At 62.0% G+C, this 21,798-nt stretch carries 17 protein-coding genes and 1 tRNA gene; 9 read left to right on the top strand and 9 right to left on the bottom strand.

From position 1 onward, the window contains the following. The first annotated feature begins 71 nt into the window (after nt 1-71). The 6 genes from FJ414_RS09365 to FJ414_RS09340 all read left to right on the top strand — a co-directional run bounded on the left by FJ414_RS09365 (nt 72) and on the right by FJ414_RS09340 (nt 7,289). Nucleotides 72-1,427, top strand: a complete 1,356-nt coding sequence (locus tag FJ414_RS09365; protein ID WP_246672351.1) for a GNAT family N-acetyltransferase — start codon at nt 72-74, stop codon at nt 1,425-1,427. Nucleotides 1,428-1,549: 122 nt separating this feature from the next. Then, nucleotides 1,550-1,634, top strand: a tRNA-Asn gene (locus tag FJ414_RS09360). 616 nt (nt 1,635-2,250) lie between these two features. Further along, complete coding sequence (locus FJ414_RS09355) at nt 2,251-2,862, top strand: 4'-phosphopantetheinyl transferase superfamily protein (protein ID WP_246672350.1); 612 nt, start codon at nt 2,251-2,253, stop codon at nt 2,860-2,862. A gap of 107 nt (nt 2,863-2,969) precedes the next feature. Continuing rightward, nucleotides 2,970-3,983, top strand: coding sequence for a thioesterase domain-containing protein (locus FJ414_RS09350; protein ID WP_246672349.1), 1,014 nt, complete (start codon nt 2,970-2,972; stop codon nt 3,981-3,983). 35 nt (nt 3,984-4,018) lie between these two features. Continuing rightward, nucleotides 4,019-6,040: a non-ribosomal peptide synthetase gene (locus FJ414_RS09345; RefSeq protein ID WP_140643763.1), complete on the top strand. Its 2,022-nt coding sequence runs from the start codon at nt 4,019-4,021 to the stop codon at nt 6,038-6,040. Between the two features lie 70 nt (nt 6,041-6,110). Further along, on the top strand, nt 6,111-7,289 hold the full coding sequence (locus tag FJ414_RS09340; RefSeq protein ID WP_140643761.1) for an acyl-CoA dehydrogenase family protein: 1,179 nt from the start codon (nt 6,111-6,113) through the stop codon (nt 7,287-7,289). Between the two features lie 405 nt (nt 7,290-7,694). Here the strand turns inward: FJ414_RS09340 and FJ414_RS09335 are convergent, their stop codons facing one another. Continuing rightward, on the bottom strand, nt 7,695-8,540 hold the full coding sequence (locus FJ414_RS09335; protein WP_140643759.1) for a glycoside hydrolase family 16 protein: 846 nt from the start codon (nt 8,538-8,540) through the stop codon (nt 7,695-7,697). Between the two features lie 877 nt (nt 8,541-9,417). Between FJ414_RS09335 and FJ414_RS09330 the strand changes: the two genes are divergently transcribed. Beyond that, nucleotides 9,418-10,182: an FkbM family methyltransferase gene (locus tag FJ414_RS09330; RefSeq protein ID WP_181181578.1), complete on the top strand. Its 765-nt coding sequence runs from the start codon at nt 9,418-9,420 to the stop codon at nt 10,180-10,182. A gap of 239 nt (nt 10,183-10,421) precedes the next feature. Here the strand turns inward: FJ414_RS09330 and FJ414_RS31430 are convergent, their stop codons facing one another. From FJ414_RS31430 to FJ414_RS09295, 8 genes are all read right to left on the bottom strand, one after another. Continuing rightward, nucleotides 10,422-10,586: a hypothetical protein gene (locus tag FJ414_RS31430; RefSeq protein WP_181181577.1), complete on the bottom strand. Its 165-nt coding sequence runs from the start codon at nt 10,584-10,586 to the stop codon at nt 10,422-10,424. Nucleotides 10,587-10,618: 32 nt separating this feature from the next. Beyond that, nucleotides 10,619-11,956, bottom strand: a complete 1,338-nt coding sequence (locus FJ414_RS09325) for a hypothetical protein (RefSeq protein ID WP_140643755.1) — start codon at nt 11,954-11,956, stop codon at nt 10,619-10,621. Between the two features lie 2 nt (nt 11,957-11,958). Then, nucleotides 11,959-13,221 carry a glycosyltransferase family 4 protein gene (locus FJ414_RS09320; RefSeq protein WP_140643753.1) on the bottom strand — a complete coding sequence of 421 codons (1,263 nt, stop codon included), beginning with the start codon at nt 13,219-13,221 and terminating at the stop codon, nt 11,959-11,961. A gap of 15 nt (nt 13,222-13,236) precedes the next feature. Further along, on the bottom strand, nt 13,237-13,995 hold the full coding sequence (locus FJ414_RS09315; RefSeq protein WP_140643751.1) for a DUF1616 domain-containing protein: 759 nt from the start codon (nt 13,993-13,995) through the stop codon (nt 13,237-13,239). Then, the gene (locus tag FJ414_RS09310; RefSeq protein ID WP_140643749.1) at nt 13,982-15,958 is read right to left on the bottom strand and encodes a hypothetical protein; all 1,977 of its coding nucleotides are present in this window, start codon (nt 15,956-15,958) and stop codon (nt 13,982-13,984) included. Before FJ414_RS09310 ends, FJ414_RS09315 begins: the two co-directional genes overlap by 14 nt. Further along, nucleotides 15,958-17,103, bottom strand: a complete 1,146-nt coding sequence (locus FJ414_RS09305) for a glycosyltransferase family 4 protein (protein WP_140643747.1) — start codon at nt 17,101-17,103, stop codon at nt 15,958-15,960. Before FJ414_RS09305 ends, FJ414_RS09310 begins: the two co-directional genes overlap by 1 nt. 5 nt (nt 17,104-17,108) lie before the next feature. Further along, complete coding sequence (locus FJ414_RS09300; RefSeq protein WP_140643745.1) at nt 17,109-17,909, bottom strand: glycosyltransferase family 2 protein; 801 nt, start codon at nt 17,907-17,909, stop codon at nt 17,109-17,111. Nucleotides 17,910-18,532: 623 nt separating this feature from the next. Beyond that, nucleotides 18,533-20,152 (bottom strand): hypothetical protein, encoded by a 1,620-nt coding sequence (locus tag FJ414_RS09295; protein WP_140643743.1) that lies wholly within the window; start codon nt 20,150-20,152, stop codon nt 18,533-18,535. Nucleotides 20,153-20,311: 159 nt separating this feature from the next. Here FJ414_RS09295 and FJ414_RS32080 point away from each other — a divergent pair, with 159 nt between their 5' ends. Continuing rightward, nucleotides 20,312-20,599, top strand: a complete 288-nt coding sequence (locus tag FJ414_RS32080) for a hypothetical protein (RefSeq protein ID WP_140643741.1) — start codon at nt 20,312-20,314, stop codon at nt 20,597-20,599. Next, the gene (locus FJ414_RS09285; protein ID WP_140643739.1) at nt 20,600-21,757 is read left to right on the top strand and encodes a glycosyltransferase; all 1,158 of its coding nucleotides are present in this window, start codon (nt 20,600-20,602) and stop codon (nt 21,755-21,757) included. It abuts the gene before it with no gap. Nucleotides 21,758-21,798: the final 41 nt, after the last annotated feature.

Genomic DNA, 21,798 nt, shown 5'->3' with positions numbered 1-21,798 from the left:
GGCAATTCGCCTCCGGCGGCCGCAACGCTAGTAATCCAGGGCGCATCCCGCTGGAATCATAACGTGGGGCGTTGGCGAAGTATTTAGCCAATGGCACGGCGTCGAAGACCGAAGCTGCCCTCTCTAGCGACGGCCTTAGTCGTTTGTTTTTTGGCCTTGCTTCGATGTTTTGGCCTGAAACTATTCTATTGGCAAAGTATTTGAAAGATGGGGGCATGTCAGGATCTGGCGACATCTCGGTTGTCGATGCGAAGCGCTATCGTGTTGCTTCAGACGAACCTGCCATGCCTCAGGATACGGTCATCGACGTTAGCGTGGAGATTTTGCAGAACATCGCAAAACTTGAGACCGATTGGAAGGAGCTCGAAGCGCGAGCAACTCACTCATTCTATCTGTCCTGGCTTTGGATCGGAACTTGGCTGCGGCATCTCCCGGCGGGGGCGCAACCCCACGTTTTAGTCGCACGGACGTCAAGCAAGATCGTCGGCCTGGCGATTATTTGCCGGCGGAGGGCGTGGAGTTTCGGGCCGCATGCACGAGCGCGTTGGCTGCTCAATGAAACCGGAGACGTTCATTTCGATCGATTGTTCATCGAGTACAACAATATTCTTGCGGAGCGATCCTTGGCCAATGCCACCAGAGTGGCATGCCTCGACGCTTTGGCATGTCACTTGCGCTACTCCGACCAGTTGGTGCTCTCCGGAATTGATCGGGACTTCGAGTTGGCCGCTTGTCGCACCGCGGGTCGGGCTGGGTTCCTTACCGAGGTCAAAGCGGAAGATACGGCACGGTGGATTGATTTCGCCAAAGTCCGGCAGAAAGGCGGAAATTACCGCGCCACATTGGGCCGCAATACTCGCCAAGCGGTAAGCCGTGCCATGCGGTTATATGCGGAACGCGGCCCCATTGAGTTCCGGACGCTGGAAGCGACATCGGAGGCGCTCGCCGCGTTTGATTTGCTCGCCGAGCTTCATCAGGCGCGGTGGAAACACAAGGGATCCTTTGCCAATCCGAGCTTCCGTCGTTTTCACGAGGATCTCATTGCGCGCGGAGTTCCCACGGGGACCGTCCGCATCTCACGGACGCTGGCTGGGGACCAGACAATTGGAGTCTTGTACAATTTCGTGCATGACGACCGTGTTCTCAACTATCAAAGCGGCTTTCTGTTTGAGCGCGACGGCCGGCTCAAACCCGGGCTTGTCAGCCATGTGCTGGCCATTGAGGACAGCTTCGGACGCGGGGAGCGCGGCTACGATTTTCTGGCAGGCGCCGCCGGGCACAAGTCACACCTGGCCAATGCCGAGCATCCTTTGACGTGGATCGCAATAGGCAGAGACAGTCCAGAGCGCCGCATCGAGGCAAAGCTGCGCAGTGCCAAGCGGGTGCTAGGGGCCATTGCCACTCGCATGAGACAGGCCGCGGCTTGAAGTGTCGAGCAAAATAGGAGTTGCCACTTTGTATCAAGTTTTTGAGGCAGGCTCTTGGACCATCGATCGGCAGGTTCGGCAGGCGAGGACAAAGGAGAGGTTGGATTTTGTCTAATCTATGTTTCAGCGTGGCGGAATTGGTAGACGCACCGCACTGTTGATGCGACGCCGGAAGGCTTGTAGGTTCGACTCCTACCGCTGGAGCCATAGATTCCAAGTGGCCACGTAGCCACCATGGCCGATCAATCAGTCAGAAGAGGTAATCCGAATTGGACCTTAACTGACGGTGGCATCGCAAGCGAAGCGGAGATTGCTTTGATCTGACACATTCCGCATCCAAGTAAACTGCTCTTTGGCCAGCAGCCTTACTCGTCAGAGCAGGAGAGCAATGGGGCGCGAGTTCATCGTCAAGATAGATGTCAAGATAAGTTCGGCCGTTTCGCCTCCGAAAGACCCCTCGCGAGCAGCCGCATGTCTGGGTCTTTATAGCACATTCATACATCAAAATATCCACCAGCTGCTCCTTGCTTTCGCTCTTACGTGATTGTTTCATCGGGAACCCGCATGAACGAGCGTTCCCAGCGATCGGGATCCACGTATGACTTCTGAGTGCTGCCCCGTGCTCGACTTTATCCAATTTTCCGGCGCGGGCGGGGACGATCGCCATGGCGCATTTGGCGCGAGCTGGAATTTTCACGCTGTCTCGGCTCGGCCGGGACGTCGATTAATTCGACCCAGAGTCGGCGTCAGTCAGCCTCTTGTGGAGCCGGCACCGCCCCCCTCAAACTCGTTGGATAAAGTCGGGCTGAGACCCGGGATCATAATGCCGGTTCTCGACAAAGATGGTTTGGAGGTCTTGGCATTCATGCTCGATGCTGAGCAGGACGTCATCCGCGAGATAGGCGTTTGCCTCAACGAAGAGGAACGTCGGCGCGCCGAGGGGTTGAGACTGGAGCGGGACCGCCGCCGCTTTGAAGCTACCCGTGGGCTGCTGCGACGGCTCCTCGCCTCCAAACTGGGAATCTCGCCGTCCGAAATCGAACTGGAATATGGACGCCTGGGCAAACCCCACCTCTCGCACCGCATGCCTGCTCGCGATTTGTGCTTCAGCGTCTCACGATCCGGAGATGTCGCGGTCGTCGCCCTCTCGACCAGGAAGGAGGTCGGGGTGGACATCGAGGCAGTTCTGCCGGTGCCCGAAGCGGACGAGATCGCAGCGCTCTGCTTTTCCGCCTCCGAATACGGGTCCTACACCGCCCTTGCTCCGCAAGACCGGCTGGAAGGCTTCCTCCGGCGCTGGACCCGGCTGGAGGCTATCTCCAAGGCCTTGGGATGCGGTTTAGGACAGCCCCTTTCTTGGGAGGAAAGGGATTGGGCTGTCCATAGGTTCGTACCGAAACCCGGGTACATCGGGACCGTGGCAGTCCGGAATTGAGTGGTAGTCCGGAATTGAAATGTCGGCGATGCCATCATTCACTTACGATGCACTGCGGATAAGCGAGGAGGTCAACCAACTCGAGAGGCCTTATGTCGGCGGACTTGATGCAGATCCCGGAGCTTCTCGCAGACCTCGCGGTCAAGGACATCAAGGTCTGGGTAGAGGGCGACCGGCTGCGCTGCAACGCCCCAGTTGGCGCACTGACTGCCGAGTCTTCCGACCAGTTGCGTAACCGGAAGGGCGAAATCATCGCGTTTCTGAGCATGGCCACGGCTGCAGCCCGGCAACAGCCAGCAATCATTCCCCTGCAGTCTCGCGGAACACGCACGCCCATTTATGCCGTGCCCGGGCATATCGGGGCGCCCTTCTCATTCTCAGACCTGTCGAAGCACCTGGGTGGCGATCAGCCGTTCTACGCACTCCAACCGTCTGGCTTCGATGGGCAGAGCGAACCGATGGAACGCGTCGAAGATATCGCGGAGTATTTCGCCCGCCAGATCGTCGCATATCAGCCCACCGGTCCGTACATCATCGCCGGTTACTGCTCCGGCGCTGCAACCGCTCTCGAGCTGGCGAAAATCCTGCGTCAACGCGGAGCGGAGGTCCCGTGCATGGCGCTCTTTGGCCCCCTACACCCCATCATCTTTAAGGAATTGCCGCGTCAGCTATATTTCTTTGCCAGTCGCACCGCCGATTCATTTCTGCGAGAGATAGCAAAGCTGCCGACATTCGGCGCTCGTCTCCGGTATTTCGGCAGGCGTCTCGGGAACCTTGGCGGGCGCGTCAGCGCCCTCGTGACCCCCGTTCGCAAAAGCAAAGAGCCTGTCACGGCAGATCCGGTGCTGGCGAGCAGAGCTCGACTCAAATCCACGGCGATCACGGCTTTGCGGCGGTACATCCCCACCCCGTATTCGGGTCGAGTATGCATATTCCTTCCGAACAAGGCTTGGATGCGATCGGGTGCGGCGGCGCGCCAATGGCTTCGAGTGATGCCCCAAGCCGAGTTTTATTTCGGGCCCGAGGACTGCAACGATAGCCGTATGCTGGAGGAGCCGGACGCACCTGCCATCGCAGAGCTCTATCGCCAGGCAACCCGAAGGGCTGAGCGATTGACGTGATTGATTTTTGATTTCTGCAATGGAGAGCGTATCTCATGAATGAAGTCCTACCTATCGCGGCGCAGGGCGTTGCGCGCCCCCTGCTGAGAGATGCCGATCATCGGGCGCTGGTTGTCGAGTACAACGCCACGGCAGCGCCCTACCCGTCGGACAGGACGATCATCGATCTCTTCCGCGACCAGGCGAGGCGTAGTCCCAACGCCGAAGCGATCCGTTTCGGTGACGCAATGCTGACGTACCGGCAGCTCGACGAACGCTCCAACCAGATGGCCACGCATCTAAGCTCGACCGGCGCTGGGCCAGGTCGGATTGTCGTTGTGTTCATGGAGCACTCCATTGAGGTCGTCGTCGCGATCTTAGGCGTCCTGAAGTCCGGCGCGGCCTATGTGCCGGTGGATGCGGCAACGCCGAAGGGGCGTCTCGCAACAATCCTGAAGGACATTGCCGACGGGACCGACGGGCGGGTGCCGGTGGCGATCACCCAGGCGCGCCTTCAATTCGTCATTCCCCCGAACCTTGCCGACATTTTCGTGCTCGACGCCGATTTCGGGTCGATTTTGACTCAGCCGGACTCGGCCCGACCGTCCGCTGCCACTCCGGACAGCACCGCCTATATCATCTTCACCTCCGGCTCGACCGGCACGCCCAAGGGCGTCGTGATCGAGCACCGGAGCCTGGTGAACTACATCTGGTGGGCCGCTCGGGTGTACGGTTCCAGCGAAGGTGACGCATGGCCTCTTTTCTCATCCCTCGCCTTCGACCTGACCGTTACCACGCTCTTTACGCCACTCGTCACCGGCGGCCGCATCGTGGTCTATCTTGGTGATCCCGGTGTCCAGAGCATGGTCGTGCTCAAGGTCATCGACGACAATGCCGTCGATATCATGAAGCTGACGCCGGCGCATCTCGCGATGATCCGCGACCGCAATCTCAAGACCACAAGGCTGCGCAAGTTCATCGTGGGCGGCGAGGACTTCAAAACTGAATTGGCTCGCGATATCACGAACGCCATCCCCCACCCCATCGAAATCTACAACGAGTACGGACCAACCGAAGCCACGGTTGGCTGCATGATTCACCGTTTCGACATCGACCGGGATCAATCCGCATCGGTGCCGATCGGCGTTCCGGCCGCCAATGCGGGCATCTACGTCCTCGACAAAGCACATCGGCCCACCGCCTCCGGCACCGTCGGTGAGATGTTCATTGCCGGCGACGGTCTGGCGAAAGGCTATTTCAATCGCCTTGACCTGACAGACGAGCGTTTCCTTACGGTCCCCGATCCTCGAGATGGGTTTTCGAAGCTGCGGCTGTACAAGACGGGGGATCTCGCCCGCTGGAACTCGGAAGGGCGCCTGGACTTTCTCGGCCGCGCCGACCATCAGGTGAAGATTGGTGGCGCACGTGTCGAGCTGGGCGAGATCGAAGCGCGGCTTCTCAAGCATCCACACGTTCAGGAATGCGCTGTCATCGCCATCGCCAACTCGACGACGACGCCAGCGACACCAACGATGGTCCAAATGGGCGATGTCGAACCGCCAGCGGCCGAAGACGGCATCGCGCGACTTGTGGCTTACTATGTCTCGTCGAAACCCCTGACCGTCGCGGACCTGCGCGCGCACCTCGCCGAAGAACTCTTAGGATCCATGATTCCGACGCACTATGTCTGCCTCGAACGGATGCCGCTCACGTCCAACGGCAAGATCGACCGCTCGTCGCTTCCCGAGCCGATCGCGGAAAACTTCCAGCCTGCGCAAGAATTCGCCGCCCCGTTGACGGAGACCGAGAAGACGCTGGCCGCGCTGTGGTGCAATCTCCTTAAGGTCGAGGCAATCGGCCGTCGCGACAACTTCTTTGGCCTGGGCGGGGAATCGCTCCTGGTGATGCGGGCGGTGTCGCGCATGCGGAAGATCTTCGGCGTCGACGTGCAGCTTCGCAACCTCTTTGAGCGCCCGACGCTCGCCGAACTGGCGGAAGTGATCGACGGAATGCGTTGGATGGCAAATTCCAAAGGCTCCCCACTCTCGGAGGGACCGAGGGAGGAGGTCGAACTCTAGCTTGCCGGAATGCCCCCGACCTTGGGCACCAATCCAGGCGGTGCCTTTGCATTGGACGCATGCAGAGCGGATGAAGATGATGGACAAAGCTTGGGTATCGGCACGAGAATCCGGACTGCCTTGGGTGGCGGCGGAATATGAGCTCTTGCGCGACCAAGTGCGCCGGTTCGTGGATGAGGAAATCAAGCCGTGTGCGGATCTCTGGGAAGAGAACGGATTCATTCCTCGTCCGATCCTGCGCCGCATGGGCGAGCTCGGCTTCTTCGGCATCCGCTACCCTGCCGAGTACGGTGGTGCCGAGATGGACGCGGTCGCATCAACGGTCTTCGCCGAGGAGCTCGGGCGCTCGACCTATGGCGGCGTCGCCGATGCAATGCTGGTCCATGCCGACATGGCTTCCTTGTATGTCTTTCACGACGGCACCAAAGCCCAGCGGGCGCGCTGGATGCCGGGCATTATCAGCGGCGAGGTGATCACCGCGGTCGCCATAACGGAGCCGGATGCGGGCTCGGACGTGAAGGCCATCCGCACGCGTGCGCTGCGAGATGGCGACTCCTATGTGCTCGACGGTACGAAGCTCTACATCACGAATGGCGTCCACGCGGATCTCTACTGCGTCGCAGCCAAGACTGATCCCTCGGCAGGAAGCCACGGGATCACGATGTTCCTCGTCGAAAAGGGGACGCCAGGCTTCAGTGTCGCCCGCGAGCTGGACAAGCTCGGCTGGCGCTCCTCCGATACGGCGGAGCTCGTCTTCGACGGTTGCCGCATCCCCGCCGAGAACGTGCTCGGCGCGGAGGGACAGGGCTTCTACTCCATAATGCGCAACTTCCAGAATGAGCGCCTTGTTCTCGCAAGCATGGCGATAGGGATGGCCGGGGCCGCGATCGATATGACCCTCTCCTGGGTAAAAACGCGCCGCGCATTCGGGGGCGTCCTGTGGGACATGCAGGCGATCCGTCAACGTCTTGCGATGCTCTCTGCGAAAGTGGAGGCAAGCCGTGAGTTTCTCTATGCCACCGCTTGGCGCATGGCGGCGGACGACGACTGCCTGCGCGAAATCTCGATGTTGAAGGCCATCTGCGGCGAACTTGTCAACGAGGTGTTGTATGCATGCGTGCAGTTTCACGGCGCTATGGGCGTTATGCGAGAGAGTCCGATCGAGCGCATAGCGCGGGATGCACGCGTCCTATCCATCGCCGGCGGCGCGACGGAGGTGATGCTGGAGGTGGTCGCGTCGTTGTCGTGAGCCCAATGGGGACATCGCTCCCTGGCGTTGATTGTAGGAGGGCTGCGTTAAGGGCTCTTCGGACGGCGGGCAGGTTGATGGGGTCTTTCGGCTGTTTTTCCCAACCGCTCTCAGGCGGCGCTGAGTGGTATGAGCACCTGTCGATGCAGGCCCCGCCAGGAGCCACGTCACGTCTGGAGCGCCGATCCGGCGCCCACCGACGGCTTGCAGCTGCTGCGCCGGCCCGTCCCGCCGCTCGCCGCTTAATGCATGTCGCGCAAAAGTGTGCAGCGGTTTTGCTATAACGACATGCATGAAAACAAAGCCTTAAAACGCGTCGCCTGAATCCGCTTCAGCGCGACGCGCTTTAGTTCCTGCTCCGGTCTGTCGAGCGGTGCGTAACGCTCACCTTCGTGTCGTCACGCCTCAATGCTGTCGGTCCATGCTCAGGTGGTAGACCTGAACGTCGGTCACCTCCAGTACGAGCGTCGCCGGGGTCGAACTGTCGTAGACCGTGTGCCAGCCAGACGCGCTGCTGTTGGCGATACTCAGACTAATGAGCAGGGTCATGGCACCGGTCGGCACGTTCTTAGTGACGGTTCGCTTGAGCACACCATCGAAATAGAACTTGATTGACACGCCCGGTATGTACTCCATGCCCCAGACGTGATAGCCGGCCGACAGGTCCACACCAGCATCGAAGAACTGCTGCTCGTTGGTGGCAGCCAACAAAGCGTTTGCCAGCACTGCATTGGCCGACACGGAGCTGTTGAGGAACCCGCCCTCCTGCGTGTCGATCTCGGCCCCGCCCTCGAGATGCCAGAAGCCTGGCCATCCGCCAGTGCTGACGTCCGGTTGCTTCATGCGTATCTGCGCGTAGCCACCGGCAAACGTGAACTTGCCGTGCGTGCAGATAGCGCCCGACTTCCACGTGTACCCCGCGAACCGGTTGCTTCTCGTCGCAACGATCTTCAAGCCTGATGGACCAGTGCTGATCTGAGCCGGGTCGAAGTACTCGGCGTCGAACCCGCCAGCGTTCATCGCGGAGTACGGCGACGGCACGCTCTGCTGCCAGATACCGTTCTGGTCCGCGATCGCAGGTATCCACATCGTGGAATCGAGCGAGTGCCCGGTGAAGGTGTCCTCGAATATCAGCTGACTGGTAGTGTACCCAGCTGGCGGTGGCAGCGACGACCCACCGCCTCCACCACTCGTGTCGCACGAGACGATCATGAGCGTTATCAAGGAAATGTACTTCGAGATACTTTTCATATGCCCCCCTCGTAACGGGGCTTGACCAGGGTGCGATTGCAATGGTCACCGCCGCTCACCAATCTTAAAGCGAAACGACGAGGACCGGATAGTCGACCGTGACCAATGAGAGATACCTCGACTATATTGCAGCGCGGCAGATGGGCCTCGATGCGACCATGGGGCACGAGGTTATAGAAGTATCAGTCGGGTTAACACTGCTGCCTTACCCTCTTTGTCCTCGCCGCCGCGCATTATCCGACCACTGCAACGCCTACGCCTCATCCCATGTCGCACGGCACATCCAAACGTCGCGCTCCTCATCCGGTGTGACCACGGCATGACCTTGGGATGAATCGGCTCGGTCGGCGCCGTCGTGAGGAAGCCATAAACGTAGCGCGGTCCGGGCAAGGGATTGACCTTCGTCCGCCGGTCGCCGTTGAATGTCGTCCACATGCCTCATTGAGGGCGAGCCAGACCACGTTTTTTTGGTCACCGGGCTCAGCTCGGAAGCGTACTCAGCGAAGCTGTTCGCCGGGACCAAGCAATGGCTTTCCGAGCTGTGCCACGCCAGCCGGTGATGCGAGGAAGTGCTCCTGATGTTCGTAGTTGGGAAACCTCCGGCTTGTGGCGGTGGCGGCATTATCCAGCCAAGTGGTCTTGGGGCGGCGTGTCGATGCTGATCTTCGGGTGGTACCTCTTTAATTCCCGCGATCAGACCTTGATCAAGTGATAAGGTCTGCAAAACTGAACGAAGATCGTTGTGATGCCGCCGTCCGAGCGGCCCCCTCCGAGCGGGCCCTTCGACAAGCCACTGGCAATAAATCCTGCACCGGTGTCATTGGATGGTTCCTGAATGCTCACAGTTTTGCTGAGAGATTCGGCTATCAAGCTGTATGTGCTGACCGCCAAGCTCGGCCTGCAGCGTCTTCCGATTTTCCACCGCGCCTATCTAGCGCTTTATCCCCTCTACAAAAGGTATTTTGAAGCAGGCCCGATCGATCAGCTCAGGGAATTCGTGCCAGGCGGATCGCTGGTCATCGACGTCGGCGCCAATGTCGGCTTCTTCACGCTCCGCTTTGCCGAATGGGTCGGCGACAGCGGAAAGGTGATCGCCATCGAGCCGGAGGATCAGAATTACAGCGGCCTGATTTCCGCGCTCGAGCACGCAGGGTTCCTTGGCCGCGTTGAGGCGCTGAGGGTGGTCGCCGCCGCCGAGCCCGGCACGACCTTTCTCGAAATCAACCCGCTTTACCCGGCCGACCACAAGCTTTCCCGGAACGGCACCGGCGTGCCGGTCACCGCCGTGACGCTCGACGGGCTGCTCGCGGACAAGGGACCCCGGCGCCCGGCGCTCGTGAAAATCGATGTGCAGGGTGCCGAACTGCTGACGCTTCAGGGCATGATCGAGATCCTGAGGTTCGCCCGGCCGGCCCTGTTCGTCGAACTTTCCGACCAGGGATTGAACAAGTTCGGGGCGGTTTTGGTAGTCCTGCGCCTCTTGTCGGATAACGGATACGAGGGATACTTGCTGACCCGGACCGGGCGCCGAAAGGCAAGCCAATCCGAGATCGAGGCCAGAACAACCGGAACCAAATCTGCCGATGTGCTGTTTCTTCCTGACAGGCCGGCGAACAGCGCTTCGCACAGCGCCTTGAACTGAACGCCGTTCGTTAGCCTCTTTCGGAAACCGGCTTCCCCGCTGCGAAGCTTTGTCGTACTTCTGAGTGACGGAGGAATCGTCCGAGAATTTCATCGCGACTTCCATGGCGGCCTTGGCAGCGCCTTGGTAAGGTAGCGCTGGATGTTGGTTTCCCGGTCGCGCTTGCTCGCTCACACTTGCTGGCTCAGGGATCCTTGCTGGCTCAGGGATCGCCTCGAATTGCGCCCTCTGCTGGTCATTCAGCGTGGCATAGAATCCTCAAGCGCGGCGCGCACCGATTTGACGCCATCCAGCATCACATCAAACCGCTTGCGGACCCCGGCCCTTCGCGCCGGCGACGTCATCACATCACTTTCGGCAATTGAAGCTTCGACCGCGTCGCTCAGGCTTGCGCGTTCGAGCATCTCAAGTGCGTCCGCACAACGCGATCCGTCTTTCAAGTCTGGAGCGGCGACGGGGGCGATTCTTCGTGCACGAGGCCGGCGGCAGAACCAGATTTTATGGCGAAGGCCAAAGTCAAGGCCGCGCACACGCCCTCGATGCTGGTGGCGAGCGTCCAGCCCAGAACCAGGCCTTCAAGTCCACCGAGCCTCGCTCCAGCTATCACCAAGCCCAGCTCCAGCAATCCGCCAAGCGCGAACCAGGGAGATGCCTTGCGCATCCTGTCGCCCAACCGCGCCAGCGTACAGGCATGAAATTTAAGCGCTGTTCCCAGCAGGCTGAAGCCAAGGAAGCGCAGGCTCGAACCGGCGATTTCAGCATAGGCCGGATTGAAGACCGCAAGGATCCTCTGCGAATAGGTGAAGATGAAAACGGCGCAGACCAGCGAAAAAAGCAATGACGCCATAACCGATACAAGGATGTCGTGTCTGGATTGTTTCGGGCTCGCTCTCACCACGGGGAACAGGACTGTAGCCATGGCCGCGGGAATCAACGAGGCGATGGTGACCAGCATCCATAGGGATACGAAAGCGGCATTGATGGCCGGAGACAGGAGAACGAGCACAACGTAGGGCATGATGATGCCGGGAGCCTGCAAGGCCACGTCGAGCACGTAGTGGTCGAAGACCTTGCCCCGCAGCGTACGGAGCAGTTGGAAATCGGGAGACCCAACGAGGCGACGCGCACCGCCCCGGGTCAACAGGTCCACGCCGATGATGGACGCCAGAAGACCGGCCACCCAGCTCAGAAGAAGCGCGGTATGGGAGGTGTAGCCGCCAACCGCGGCGGTGGCGATCAGCATCAGCTTCAACGTGCAGAACAGCACTTGCCGGATCATCCTGCTGGTGGCGCGCAGGGTGCCCAGGAACGCCTGGTCGACCAAGATGGCGAGAACGGTCAGACCGCAGCCGAGGACGAACACAGCACCCACGAACCAGCCGCCGATCAGCTCGGTAGAGCTGCTGAAACACGCATGCCCGAAGACGAACAACAGGGCCAGCCCGACCCCCAGTGTCACCCCGACGCACGCTGCCGCGGCCACCAGGCCGCGTTCCTTGCCGGGATTCCGGACGATCTCGCCCACCAGCATGGTCCCGATTCCTGCCTCGCCGAGCGTGCCGATAAGCCCCATCACGGACAGGAGGGCAGATGTGTAGCCGATCACCTCCGGCGGGAACAGCCGCGCTGCAAGCCACCAATAGACAAACCCGAGACCGGCCGCTGCAACCGTTCCGGTTGCCATGGCGCCGGAATTCATCACGAACGCGGCGCTCTTTCGAAGCTCTCGGCGCACGCGAGCAACGGCCGTCCAGGAGTGGTCTACCGACGTCATTGCTATCCCGAACCTTGCTGTGCCGGCACCGCGGATCTTCCGGGGGCTGGGCGCAGGACGTCCCGGTACACCTGCTCGATCCGGTTCACGACCACTCCGGCCTTGAGGCGCTCGATCCGGGCGAGGCCTGTCGCCTCCAGGCGGGCGAGCAAGGCGCGGTCCTCGATAAGTGTCTGCATTGCGCTGGCGAGGGCGCGCGCGTCACCGCTCGGCACGAGAAGGCCTGTTTCGCCATGATCGACGATATCCGGCATGCCGCCGATGTCGGTTGCAACAACTGCCTTTCCGGACGCCATCGCTTCCATGATCACTGTCGCGCAGGCTTCTGGCCCCACCGACGGCAGCACGCCGAACAGTGAGCGCCGCCACGCATGCATGATGGCGGAATGCGGCCACATGCTGAAGACTCGAACGTTCGGCGGAAATTTGGTTGGCGTATCGGCGACCTGGCGCCCGATCAGGACAAGTTGTGGCGCCCGCTCCAGACTGGCATAGGCCTGCAGGAGAACGTCAATGCCCTTGAGGCGCGTCAAGTCACCGACGAACAGGATGAATCCATCCCCGGGAAGCTCCCGCAGGCAGGCATCTTCTGGGCCAAGCACCCCGACATCGTCGGGCACAAAGTTGGGGATAACGTCGTAAGGGGCGTGGCCTTGGGTGAGTCCGTTGTGACGGGCCACCGCGTGGCTCACCGCGATAAAGCGGTCCACCACGCGCCGAGCGGCGAAGCTCGACGCCCAATTACCCAAGGTGGTCACAGCTGCCTTCACCGCTCCGTAATGCCCAGTGGCACAAGGCAGGCACTTGGCCGCCGCGGGGCCACTGCAGAGCTGGGCGCCCAAGTGCATGAAGTTCTTCTTCGCGCAGACAAGGCCGTAATCATGGAACGTAACCACGAGGCGTGCCCCACTCAGACCTTTGAGCGGCAGGAAGGACGCGTAAATCCAGTTGTGGGCGTGAACGATGTCCGGCTCCTCCTGGGCTACCAGCCGCTTCAGGGCAAGCACCAGTTCGGGATCCGGGAAGGGCGGCGCATGGCGGCGCTCGGGATCGGCGTGAAGGCCCGACAGACGCTGGAGCGTGCCGCGCAGGCGATGCACGCGGACCGCGCCGTCAAGCTCAGTTTCGGGCGATCCGGGATGCATCGAGGTCCCGACGCTGACATGATGACCCCGCCGCGCCAGCGCCGCGCCCAGATTGCGGACGTGCCGCTCCTCTCCCCCGATTACCGGAGGATAGAATTGCGATAGCAGCAGGATGCGCATGATCGAGCCTTCATTTCAGAAGCGCGGCACTAGCGTCGAAACGCTGCGATACAGCCGGTTGTCTTGCGGTCGATAGAGCCGGGCTTCGGCCCTCTGGCGGATTGCTGCGGCGGGCACTGGGATTTCTCGCGCCCAAGTATCGCCCGGCGCGACGGCGACCGATCGGAAAACGGCGAACGGTTGCCCATCAAGGGTGATTTCCACGTCGAACCGCTGAGTTTGGGTCTCGGCGCTCCTGATGCCAACCGTGATCCGGTCGCGCTCGCCACTGGCTGATGGCAACAACCAGAACTCGGTGTATTTGAATTCCCGGTGGGCCGCTTCGTCTCTGACGGCAAACGCATAGGCCCCGGTCGCCACAAGCACCGCCAGCATGAGCACGGCCCCCTGCCAAACCCGGACCCGCGCCAGAGCCGGCCAAGCTGGCAGATCGGGAGTGTCGCGGCGGACGGCGGCCACCAGTGCAGCGGCGGCCGTCACGATCCAAAACCACAGCGCCCAGCCGAGCGGCGTCAGGAAGCCTGCGGCGTTCAGTGCAAAGCCTCCAACGATGCCGACGGCGAGGCTTGCTCCGACCGCGTAGACGATCTGTTGCAACGCGGAGGTCGTACTGACGCCGATGGCCCGCAACACCGTGTGGCCCGGGACGAGGAACACCACGGGTGCGCCCAGGGCAACTCGGAGGAGCGCGCTGTCGCTGAAAGCAACGGCCGCCACCGCGGCCCCCGCCCAAAGGTATGCGGCCAGAAGGTCCCGCTTGCTAATGGTTCTCATGCAATTCCCTCACGTCGTAGATGACGATCCACCCATTGTCGTAGATGCGGGTGACGCCCTTGACGTCATTGAACTTAAGGAGCGCTGCACCCGAGAGCGGCGTTCCCTGCCGCCGTTGCCACGGCTGAAAGTAAAAGCCGAGCACTGGCGGAGCCGTGCTCAGGCGCCGGTCGACCAGCAGGAAATCGATGTTGCTTCCCGCCAAAGCCCAAAACTCCCCTGGCCCCAATGTCTCGCCTTCGAATATGCTCGCGGAATCGATGCCTTCTCTGATCTTGACCCTGACGTCCTGCCGGCCGTAGCTCGCAAGCAGAATGCTGTTGATGCGGTCGGAGATGAAGCGGTTGCCGGCACCGAGCCATTCCTTGGCCCAGCGTGCCGTTTCGATCCCCATGGGCTCGATTGATTCCTGATCGGCCGCCACTCTATAGCGCCCATCGATCGGATTGATCGTGGAGCTCGCGACGCCGCCCAGGACGATGACCGCCAGAGCACCGGCGGGCGCGATGCGGCGCCACCCGCGCGGCGCGCGGCCCTGCCAGAAGTGGACGATGCTCACCGCGACGACCAGCCCAACGCCGATGAACACGAACGTTCCCATGCGGTTGCCGATTTCCCATCCGGTGGCGGTCAGTCGGAAGGCCACAGAGATCGGGAGCCCGAAGGCCAGCAAGGTGAGGAGCAGGAGGCGGCTGTCACGCCAGCGGCATTTGAGAATGTCCCGGATCGGAAGCCAACCCGGCCGCGCACCACCGAGCGCTGCGATGGCGAGTGACCGAAAGAATCCCGTTGACAGTCCGAGTGCCAGCAGCAGGAGCGCCAGCAAGGTGGTCAGTTGCAGGTAGAAGGCCTTGGCCGGCGCTTGAAGATGTTCCGACGCCGAGGTGGCGGTGCCAAGGATCATGCCGAGCAATGACTGGAAGCCGGCCCCGATCACCGGGCCGAGATAGCCTGCGAGAGGGATGCCACGGAACTGCATCCACAGGAGCGGCAGGGCTATGGCCAGGATCGCCGTGAGACCCACGCCGATCCTGGCCTCAATCCGCATGGGATCGTGACGGCGCAAAGCTTCGAGACCCGCCAGCGCTCCGAAATAGATGGCGGCGAAGGCGGCCGAGACGTGATGTGTGACCGCGAGGCTTGCCAGCAGCAAGGCTATCAGCCCCAGCGACTTGAGCCTCAGTCTCCCGACGAGATCCTTGGACGCCGCTTCGACCGCGAAAGCCAGCACACACAGCACGATGCCGAGGCTCTGGTAGGAGAAACTTGAGTCGAACAGGAAGAAGGTTGAGCAGCCCATGTAGGCCAGACAGGCGATAGCCGCGATACGCGGCGATCCGACGATGCTTTCGAGGAACAGAAACAGGGCACCGATGAACGTGCCCTTGAGGATGGCCAATAGGAGCGTTCCCGCCACTAACAAGGGCAGTCCCGTCAGATCGACGATCGCCGTCGTCACGATTTCCAGGGCGGGATACGTTGGCCCGATCGGGAAAAGCGGGTTGGGCAGAAACAGCCGGTGAGCAGTGATGAGATCTTCGGCTGCGATCCAATGCAAGAACTCGTCGTAACCGCTGAAGCTCGTCGGGGAATAGACCTTCTTGCAATAGAACAGAGCTTCGACAAGCAGGAACAGGAGGAACAGGCGCTCACCTCGGGCTGTCGTCGGCCAAGCGATGCGGAGGCTGATCGGAACGACCAGGAGGACCATACCGGACCAAAAGAGCGCGGGCGCCACGTCATAGGCCCGGCGCCCGGCTGCGTGCCCGGCCACGACCAGGAGCAGAGCCGTGGCGACGGTCAGGCACAGTATCGCGATCCAACCGTATTTGGCCTGTTGCGGCGGGGCATCGGCGCTGCGGCCGTGAAGATCGGGACCGATAACGGCCGATAAAAGCCGTATCCCGGCCTGGAGTGGTTTGATCCTGGTTCCCGCGGTGAAATGAGCCTGCGTCATCAGCATCATACCCTCGTCGCGGGAGGCCAGGATGTCATGCCGCCGGGGGCCGAGCGAACCGTGGATCGGCTGCTCAGGACATCACAATAAACGTCGCTCAGTGCTTGCGCGCAGGCATCCCAGTCGGGCAGCGCCAAATCCGGGATCTCCCGATGGGCCTCCAGTTCCTCGGCCATGGCGGCGGCCAGCTCTCGCGGATCGGCGTTGCGCGGAATCGCCCGGCACAGGCCATTGGCGGCCAGCTCCCGCAGACCGGACGTGTCGCTGACGAGGACCGGACGGCGCAGCGACAGCGCTTCCATCACGGCCACCGGATGGGCTTCGTATTCGCTGAACAGCACGAACAGCGCGGCGCTCGCCAGTAGATCTGCCATTTCCTGCCGCTCTGAGGCGCGGATACCGGCAATTGTGACCCGCCTCTCGAGGCCGAGCGTCGCGACGAGGCGCCGCAATTCTCCCTCGTATGGGCCAGTACCGACGATGTGCAGTCGCACGTCCGGTACCCGGCGGATCAGTTCGGGCAAGGCTGCGATCGCCCGGTGATGGCCCTTATAGCGCTCCAGCCTGCCGCCCGAGACGATCAGGTGCGGATCGACCTTGACGCCGGGGCTCGGAGCCGGCATCGCGGCGCCGTTCGGGATGACGACAAACCGCTCCCGCGGCACGCCCATCCTCCGGCTGAAGAAGTCGGCTTCGAATTCGGAGACGCCGATCAGCCGCGCGGCCCGGGCTACCAGCGGCCGGAGCAGCATATGCTGGGTGCTGCGTATGGCGTTGCGCAGTCGGGAGGAATGCCCGCCGCTGTGGAAGGTCAGGACGAACGGCAGCTGCCCGCGGACGGCCGCGAGCAGTCCGATCGGCACCACGAAAGTGCTATAACCCTGGAAGTGGATCAGATCCCAAGCCCCGCGCCGGATCGCGGTATAAATGCCGGGTGCCACATAGAGGTCTAGTTCCCTTGGCCAGGCCGGCACGCGCCGCACACGCATGCCGCGCACCTCCTCCTCAACCGGCAGCTCCCCCGAGGGATCGGTAGTGAGCACGTCGACCGCGTGGCCACGCGCTGCCAAGCGGGGACCGACTTCCTGGATGTGAGTTTCAGTGCCGCCCATGAAGGGGTAGCAGCGAGCGGCAACCATCAGGATTCGCATCAGGCTTACCCGCCATCATCACAGGCTGTCGCGCCCCGCCCGTGTTGTTGGTACACCCACTCACGCAAGATGGTCTTGAGGACGCGCCAGCCGTCTGGGATGGCGCGCAGATGGCTCACACCGCTGATGCGCGGAGCCTCGAAACTCGCCACCTCGACGATATTGAGGTGGTTCTTCAAGGCCCGCACGTTGATGAGGGTCTCGATCTCGAACCCATCGCAGTCGCAATTGAGCGTGCTGACGTGCTTGGTCCAGAAGGCGATGTATCCGTAGCATAGATCGGAGAACCAACCGCCATAGAGGAGCCGCACGAACAGGGTCAGCCCCCTGTTGCCGAACATCCGGAACAGCGACATGTCGTCGGTGCCGGCGCCCTGGATAAAGCGTGAACCCTTGACGAGATCCGCGCCGGCCATCAGCGCACTGACAAAGACGATCGCCTCCTCCGGGACCATGGAGCCGTCAGCGTCCAGCATGACGATGATGTCGCCTGTGGCGGCCCGGAATCCCGCTTGCAGTGCAGCGCCCTTGCCCCGCCGGGGCTCCATGACAACCTTCACGTCCTCGCGTAGGCGGCGCGCGACCGCGACGGTGTCGTCGGTCGAACGGCCATCCACGATGATGATCTCGTGCGCCCAGGTGGGGATGCGCGGCAGAAGCCAAGGGAGGTTCTCGGCCTCGTTGAGCGTCGGCACGATGAAGCTTACTCGGGGCAGAGCCAGCGATTGCGGCAGCCCGAACTTAATTGGGTCAGGCGGCGATACGGCACTGACGGGGGTGAGTACACTGGAGAGACCGGCATTCATGGCAGCGCTGCACGGTCGAGCGATGGGCCGCGGGGGGCGGGCTGGAAACGCGCCAAGACTGCCGACAGGCGCCCGGCGCGATGATGGTCCGAACAATAGGTTCCGGAAAGGAACCGACACAGAATTGCAGCCACGCCCCCGGGTGCAACTGTTCTAATCATACGCAGACTCCCAGACATGCTGAAAAGATCAGATGAAACAAGAACGTGAGTTGAGTGAGCATTGCTGATGGGACCCCGCAATGGAAGCTCCAATAGATGGTTAGAAAGCACCATAGGTGATTAGCTCTTTGTGGTTATCCCTTCAGGTTAGCTCGGGGCCAAGCAACCAAGGCAGATGGCACGGTGGCGGCACGATCACCTTCACCAGTTGCGTCGTCAGCGCTGCCAGACGTGAGGAACCGACAGCAGCGCGATGCCTTCACGCCAGCGAGGACAATCATCGACCTGCGGCCGGGATCCCGGGCGACAGGCTCTCCGAGCAAGCAGTGTAGAATGTGGCGAACATCGCCGGCGCGATGAACCTCGCGCGCAACGCCGACATTGCCATTGGCCAGAACTGCGAGGCTCCGCATGTGGGCTCGCTTCTTCATTCGGCCGTGATTTCCGGGCTACCCCTTAATCTTACGCGCGAGAAGGGTCGAGGCCGCCCGGCCCTTCGCGGGCGGCGTCGTGGGCCCGATCAACTGGCCACGCCAACTGTCCCGGACGAGAGACGGGCCACCCATGCGACGTTGAGGCCGGCACCTCGGGTGCAAGCGGCCGATACGAGGTCGTGACGTGGCGCAAACCACGGACATGACCGAACAGGTCGATCACCTCCAGGCCAGACCGGCGGTTGTAGGTGTGACACCCGAACCCTTCGGACCAAATGCCACCGACCGGGGTCTGGGCAAACGCAGACGCGCCGAGCGCATCGATCCGGCAGAACGTCACCGCGCCGCCATAGCTGCGAGCGCAGTCCTGGACCGGGCGTAGCAGGCGTCCGCCGTGTCGGATGACAGCGCCTGCGGGGCGGCTGAGCGCAGCATCGAGCAGGACGGGGTTTGCGGCATGGGGCGTCCAAGGCCCCGTCAGGCTCTCGCCATGGTAGAGGCTTAGGACATCCCAGGACGTGGACCTCCACAGCCTTGGGCTGACGAAAAACCAAAAGCCGCCCTCATGGCGCAGCGGCGTGGTGTCGTAGCCCTCAATGCCTTCCAGGAGGCAGGCCTCCCGCTTCCACCGGTACGGGAATTCGACTGCCCTGTAGAGACTGACATTCCTTGCCGCCCCCGATTCGGGGATCATCCAGACCTGCCCGTCCTGCTCGAACACGAACGGGTACGAGAGGTGGTGCGGCTCCTCCAAGACGATCTGAGGTGCGCCGGCGGTCCCGCTCCGGTCAGCTGTCACGACAGCAATGCACCCCCGGTTCTTTGAGTAGAGGTACTGTTCGACGAAGATGAAATCCTGCCCCAGATACCGGAACGGGAACGGGTCGGCAAGGAAGCTGCCGGTGTCTCCGGTGAGCACGCTGAAAGCTGCTTCGCCTTTGTCGAGCAGACTCGCCGCCTGATCGAAGCGCCAGCCGATCCCCCACGATCTGCCGCCTCTCGCCAACCTGTCCAAGAACGCGATTGCCTTCGATGCCGCCGTGCCAGCCTCCCATGCAATGGCCGAAAGCGCGCCGAGCGAAGGCGCGGCCGTCGGCGGACCGGGGACACCGGACGGAGCTGAACTGGTTTCCTCGCGCAAGGCTTTTAGAATCAGCGCCACAGCGCAGGAGAGGACGCTGTCGAGACCCGCTGCGAACACTTTACGGTCCACACTGGCCGGACGCGCCATCCACGGCTGCGACGGGCGCGCCGTATCGTAGAGGTCGACGACAAGGTCTTGATCATTCGCCAAGGCCGTCATGACTCCGATCTCGCTCGGTAGCCCGTTGAAGAGTGGAGTGAGCACGCGTCGTCCCGACGGGAGCGGCTCTTCGCCGCTCAAATTGATCACCACATCCACTTGGTCGGCCGGCGGCGGCGGCAGGGATCGCAGCTCCGCCTCGACGGAGCCGGTGACACCGTTGACACGGTAACCATAGAGTAGTCGTTCGAGTTCGATCAACAGGCGGAAGATCAACGGCAGCGGGCGGCAGCCAGCCGCGAAAGCGCAGGAGACATCGTTGCCGGGCACTTCGGCAAGCGCCTCCGCCAGCCACAGATGCCAGCGCAGCAGCCGCGACGGATCGAGACTCAAGCAAATGCGCATTGTTGTTCTCACGGCGAATTTCAAGCAGACGACAGCTTTGACGAGCACCCGAAGCCAGATGCCACTATGCCCGATCAATGCGGGGCTGTGCGAGGCCAGAGGAGGTAATCCTTAGGGGCCGTTGCACTCGGCGCCCGGCGAGAGCCACATGCAGGGATGATGGCTGGCTGGCAACGGGCGAAATACTGGCTGCGCAATGCTTCCGGAACGAACTTCACGTTGGACGGCAAGCCGTTCTTCGTGACCGGCGTAAACAACCACTATCTGACCTACGGATCGCAGGACGAGGTCACCCGCGTTCTCGCCAGCGTCGTGATCTGTGCCGACCACACTCGATCGTTCGGACGATTTGAACGACGACGCCGCGGCGGTGCGCCGCCGGACCATCGCCCGGTTTATCGAAGAGTTTGGGAACACATTGGCAGCTCAAGTCGGGAGAATTCCTAAATGCGTATTGCGCAATCGGGTCCACCGATCGGCGTTGGCCAGGAAAGCCACGTCCGCAAGCCAAGTATCGGTCTCGCCCGCCGCAAACCTGACGTTGCCGCTGCCACAACCGGTCAGCCTGGATCGCGAACCGAGCAGCCCGAGGATGGCGTCGGCAGCGAGCGTCGGCAGATTTCCCCCACGATCTCGGTGATTATCTGTGCCTACACTGAGGAAAGATGGGAGCTGATGCTCCAGTCGGTGGCCTCGGCACAGGAGCAGACCTTGCAGCCCTGCGAGATCATCCTATGCGTCGATCAGCCCTTGTTTCGCCGTTGTGCCGCGCAGTGGGCTGATTTCGCCGCATCCACTCCCCCGGTACGGGTGATACAGAACAAGCATGACGGGCATCTGGGGTCGGCCCGAAACACCGCAGCCGAAGCCGCTGCCGGAAATATCCTGGCGTTCCTGGATGACGATGCAGCGGCCGACAAGGACTGGCTCGAGATTCTCACCGCCCCGTACCAGGATGAGCGCATCGGCGCCGTCGGCGGGCGCCCCATACCGGTTTTCGAGACCGGCCGCCCGGCCTGGTTCCCTGTGCAGTTCGACTGGGTGTTCGGATGTGCTTATGATGGCCTTCCGACCAGCCGAGGCCCTTTGGCCCGCCTCATAGGAGCCAATATGTCGGTGCGGCGGATCCTCCTCGAGGAGGTGGGAGGGTTCCATTCCGACAGGCACGACGACATGGACATGTGCCACCGCGTGGCGCACATCAAGGGCAGTGAGGCGGTCATCTATGAACCGGCGGCGACCGTCCGCCACTTTGTACCGGCCTCACGGGCGACCTGGAAGTACTTCTGGCGTCGCTGCTTCTTCGTCAACAAGGGGAAGGTCGAGGCCTTTGCCCAGATGGGCGACGCCGCCACGCTGAGTGCAGAGGCCCGTTTCGTCTGGCATGCGCTGACCAAGGGTGTGCCGAGGGAGATTTTGCAAGCGGCCAAGGGTGACGCCGCCGGACTGGCCCGGTCCGCAGCAATAGTCGCTGGCGTGGGGCTGGCCGCGGCAGGCCACATCGCCGGCCGGATCGAGCTGGTGCGGCGCTTTCGCCGGCGGCGCCAACAGGCAACCAAGCAGATACTGGACACAGCCGCGCAAGGCGGTGGCCGCGGGAAGTAGATGCCGTCTTCGATAATCATTGGTTCGGGTCCGGCTGCAGC

This window comes from Mesorhizobium sp. B3-1-6, from assembly GCF_006439555.1.
Lineage (GTDB): Bacteria > Pseudomonadota > Alphaproteobacteria > Rhizobiales > Rhizobiaceae > Mesorhizobium.
This window is presented reverse-complemented; position numbering and strand designations above follow the sequence as displayed.